3 protein-coding genes are annotated in these 4,682 nt (G+C 58.7%); all 3 read right to left on the reverse strand.

Going from position 1 to position 4,682, the window contains the following annotated elements:
• Window positions 1-46: 46 nt before the first annotated feature.
• Window positions 47-1,756: a DEAD/DEAH box helicase gene (locus AC2VOU_RS02955; protein WP_486956020.1), complete on the reverse strand. Its 1,710-nt coding sequence runs from the start codon at window positions 1,754-1,756 to the stop codon at window positions 47-49.
• The gene (locus AC2VOU_RS02960; RefSeq protein ID WP_486956021.1) at window positions 1,756-3,714 is read right to left on the reverse strand and encodes a site-specific DNA-methyltransferase; all 1,959 of its coding nucleotides are present in this window, start codon (window positions 3,712-3,714) and stop codon (window positions 1,756-1,758) included. The genes AC2VOU_RS02955 and AC2VOU_RS02960 overlap by 1 nt, the downstream gene beginning before the upstream one ends.
• Before the next feature lie 114 nt (window positions 3,715-3,828).
• The coding region (locus AC2VOU_RS02965) for a hypothetical protein (RefSeq protein ID WP_486956022.1) at window positions 3,829-4,682 on the reverse strand (854 nt) is incomplete at its 5' end.

Genomic DNA, 4,682 nt, shown 5'->3' on the forward strand with positions numbered 1-4,682 from the left:
TACTCGCCCTCGGACTCGTTAAACACCTCGCCTCGAAGTGTCTCACTCAAGGTTGACAGAGAGGGCCGAGGGCTTCCTTGAACTGCCGCTGAATCTCGCGATGGAAGACCCAACGTGCCGATGCCTCTGCCGAATGTTCGTACACCTCCCATTCCGTCTCAGTTCCGCCGTGCCCGACCTTTTGCCGAAGCACTCGCCTGCTTCCGGCACCCTTGGTATTTTTGTCGTCGTCCCGGTAGTCGGTGAAACCTGCAATCAGGTCGATGATCTTGTTCTGGGCTTGCGCAGGATTCAGTGCAGTTTCGGGAACTGCGTACTCCCCCTTCGGGATATATTCCTTTGGCTTAGGTTTTCCAGGGGGAGACACGACGATCTTCACTCCACCCGGGTCGGTGCCGAGCTGAGCTTTCACTTCTTCCACAACGCTGTTGAACACGGCGTTCTTATCGACCCGGACGTAGAAGTGCGCCGCGTTCAATCGGCCTGATGGATAGTGCTGAGTGCCTGGCTGACGGAGGACGCGCCCGATCACCTGTGTGATTTGGGCGGACGACCCCATGCTCTTATCGATGTAGGCGAAGTACACCGACGGGTCATCCCAACCTTCCTGAAGGCTGAGATTGAAGATGATGTGCTTGTAAGCGCCGGCAGTGAACTCGTCGTAGTCTTTATCTCCGCCCTTGAAAAGGGTGAACTCCTCGGGGAGCGGATAGTCCTTGTTCGTCTTTAGGTCGGCGTATACCGCTACCTCGGATGGATCGACGTCCATCTGCTCGACTAGATATTTCCAGATCAGGATGGGCGGAGCTTGCCGTTGGTCGAACGGCTGCTTCGGGTCGTCCATCTGGTTCGGGGTATCAGCGACCACATTGGTGTTGCAGACGTAGATGCTCTTGGGCTCGAAGTCGAGCCCAAGCGTCTTCGCCTCGGAGGTCGTCTCTGCCATATCTGCCAACAATTGGGCGATGGCTTCCTCCATCGGGGTGTTGTAGCCCTCAAGAAGAACAATGTCCTTGACGAGACCTGCGCTGACGACGTCGGCGGACTTGACCTTAGTGACGAGGTACTCGTCGTCGTCCCCGGCGTAGCCCGCGGTGCGCAGATGCTGAATCTCGTCCCCGATTCGAGCGGGGAGACGCATCGTTGCCGAAGCCAACAGAAACACGTCTGGTTCCAGCTCCAGTAGAAGCTCGGTCTGCTGGTTGCTGAGATTCTGGGCCTCATCGTAAACCACGACGAGTGGGCGGCGGTTGCCATCCGCATCCGTCCGAATGCGAAGTTGAGCCCACACGGACGTTTCCATGTTGTCGACGTCAGACTTGTGGACTAGGAGCGTGCCGTCTTCTTTGTCCTTTTGGTTGAACGTCCCGACGGTCGCGAAGTAGACCAATGGCTGCTCTGCGTCCGTCACAACTTCCGGCCTGTAGTTAGCCAGTGCAGCTACCGACATGCCGTCAAGCAAGTGGTGGTACCTACCGCCCTCCGACAGGTTGTCAAAGGTCTGCTGCACAACCACCTTGCCCTTGGAGAGCCACATGATGATTGGCTTGATCGGCATGCTGGCCGCGATCTGAGCTACGGCTTCGGCCAGGATGGCTGTCTTGCCCGCTCCGGTAAGCGCCGAAAGGGATTGGAAGTACGGCGGGACATGCAATTTGCGGTCAACCGTGACTTTGGCGGGATTGTCCAAGTACTCCGCTACACGTGACGAAACCGTCGCCGCGGCTGTCTCTTGAAACTGGTGGAGCTTCAGCATTACTGCTCCTCATCCGTGTACGACTCAGTGCGAACGTCAAGCCCGAAGTCAGCCAGGATTCGATCGGGAATCTGGTACCAGTGAACCCCGGAGGTCGTGAAAAGATTGAACCGAGAATAGATATGGTAAACCGGCTTCAATTCTGCTTTCTGGCCCTCTGCGACGCAGGCCTCATAGACATCCTCAGTGAGGTCGGTATTTTTCCCGACGCCGCCCCAAACAAGATAGAAGCCCTCATCGTCCGCGTTGTGGGCTACCAAATATGCATACGTGCTGTCGTGGATGCGGATCAGGTTCGAACCTCGACGATGGGACGCATCGAAGTACGATGCGATCACCGTATCCACCATCTCGTCCCGCTCCATCGCCAACAGGGCGGCCGCATCGACTTGCTTTGTCAGAGTACTAAATTCAAAGCCGCCACCAAGCGCAACACCGTTTCCGTTTGCCCAATCGCCGGACACTACTCGCCGCAGACGGTCAGCAGTCAGCGTCTTCGCGTAGGAATCTCCACGTTCCGGTCTGCCCTGCTCGACGAGTATGAAGCGTCGCGCAGCTTCGGATGAAGCGTTGAGGAGCAGCACCGCTTCCCCAGTCGTGCCGGACCCCGCAAACGGGTCGAGCACGATGCCATCAGGCCTGCACCAGATCTGGATGATCTTGGCCATCAATTGAAGTGGCTTGACCGTCTCGAAGCCGTGGTCGTTCCCGACCCGTGCGCTCAACTCCTTAATGCCAGTCTGGCTAAGGCCCGACTGTTCCCAGTCCCACGAAGTCGAACCTAGGCCGAGCGGTTCTTCATAGTCGTCTGAAGCCCAGTACGTAGTCGGAACGAGTCCTTTGCGGACGGCCTCAAGGTATTTCTTGGGCCGAGGACCGCCGGTACCCTTTAATCCCCACCACACAAACGGCCAGTTCCCACGTCCAAGCACTTTGTTCGCAGCCTTAGATGCGGCGCGCGGGACAGAGCCTGGACGTGTTCTAGGACGCTCGCCGTTTCCAGGCAACGGAAGTGCTTTGCCCCCTTTGACCATGAGCGCTGGCGGCCGTCCATCGCCTATGTTGGTCTCCGCATATTCGACCCCCCACTCCTCAATCCAGCGCTTGATATTTCGCTTCGGATGCGCCCAGGACCTGTGTCCCGCTGGGTAGTGAATGGTGCCGTCGAACGGCGACTGGATGCCGTACTGATCTTTCAGGCTAGGGGTACGAGCGGTTAGGTCATGTTCGCGCCAATCGCCCCTTGGATCCCCATCGGGATTCGCGTACCGTCCGAGGCTAGCTTCACTTCGAGGCAACGCGCCAGTCGCCGCACGTTCAGCATCTTTCGCATACACCAATACGTATTCTGTCGCGCTCGCAACATGACGTTTGTCGTTGCGCGGCGCCGAGGCCTTTTCCCAATTTATGATCGCAAGGCGGTTCGCTGCTCCGAACAACTCGTCAAGCAACTGCCCGAGGTGGAACAGTTCACGGTGGTCGATGCAGATCGCCAGGACGCCACTTGGTTTTAGCATCTGCTTCATGAGCAACAGCCGTGGATACATGAACTTCATCCACTTTGTGTGGCGCGCGCGGTCGTCCTCGCGCACCACGTCACCGATCCCCGGATCGTTCGGGTCGTCGTCCCATTTGTCGTTGTAACGCCAGTCCCCACCCGTGTTGTACGGCGGGTCTGTCAAGATGAGATCGACGTTGCCGCGCTCTTTGTACAGTGTCGCGAGGGCCTGAAGGTTGTCGCCCTCAATCAAGACGTTCGTCGCTCTCTCCTCATCTGGTCCGGCTCCGTACTTTGCGATCGTGCGCTGAACGCGCGGCCTGACTCGACGCGTGATTCGGCGGGCGGTCGCCTTACCCGGGAAGGTCAGCTTGACTCCCGGTTCCGCCTCACCCTGGAGACGACTAATTACCTCGATGAGCTCGTCCTTGCTTAGGAGCTCAAGATCTTCAAGTTCCACGGTTCACCTCTCGTGAGTCGTCATGAGCGCCCAGAACGCCGAGTGCTTGGGTTGTTACGAGTAGTTGACCACTGAGCACCGACAGGTCTCCGGCCGTGGCCATGGGGCGGGCCGTCACAACTGGTTGTCCTGCGACCTGTCGAGGAACCGCAGGACGTTGTAGTAGGTATCGCGCATCGGTACGCCGTAGATACGGGCATCTTGCCGACGCGCGGTCAGGTGCGTGATCGCTGTCCACACTCGGTTGGTGGCTCGCCACGGGTCTGCATCGTCACGGACGGGGATGATCTTCTCTACTTCTGTCGCGACCAGCGAACTGCGCTGAGCTGAAGAGGTGCCTGGGTCAGTTGCTTTGTCGAGGAAACTGGGAGAGCACAACAGCCGAGCAATCTTCACTTGCTCTGGATACGTCAACGCGTCGACAGCATCGATACCGAATTCATTTCTGCGGCGGTTGATCTCGCTCGAGCCGATAATGGCGAGGCTGGCACACTCTCGACCGATCAGCATGGGCAGGGAATCGTGCAGGACATCCCGAGCAGCGAGGTGCCGCCGAAACTGCCGTTCCGCGGCGAGAGCAGCGGAATAGCAATGCAAGTCAATCTCGGGCGAGCCCAGCCATCGCCTGTGCCGCATACACACCAGCCCTACGCCAATGAGCTTTCCTCGGGCAGACTCGCCTCTGGTGCAACGGAGGCACAGCGTCCGTTCGGTCACCTCTTGGTCGAGAACGTATTCAGGGGCAGCGAAAGCGCCTGCCCGCAGTCCGCCGAGATCCCGCCACGCCTGTAGACGTTCGGGGTCGCGCCGGCTCTTGGAACTGATAATGCCGCGCTCACGCAAGGCATGGTCAACATCGGATGGCTTGCAGAGGTTTCGGGCCGCGTGGCGTCGTGCGTAGGAGTCCAGGTTTTCGCCGTGAAATAGGCGCGTGGGAACCGGAAGGGGAGGGATGGTCATTCGGCCCT

The organism is Mycobacterium sp. TH-M25 (assembly GCF_057473665.1).

What these genes read in the sequence shown, in the direction of transcription:
- AC2VOU_RS02955 (WP_486956020.1), bottom strand. Translation starts at nt 1,756, where the DNA reads ATGCTGAAGCTCCACCAGTTTCAAGAGACAGCCGCGGCGACGGTTTCG.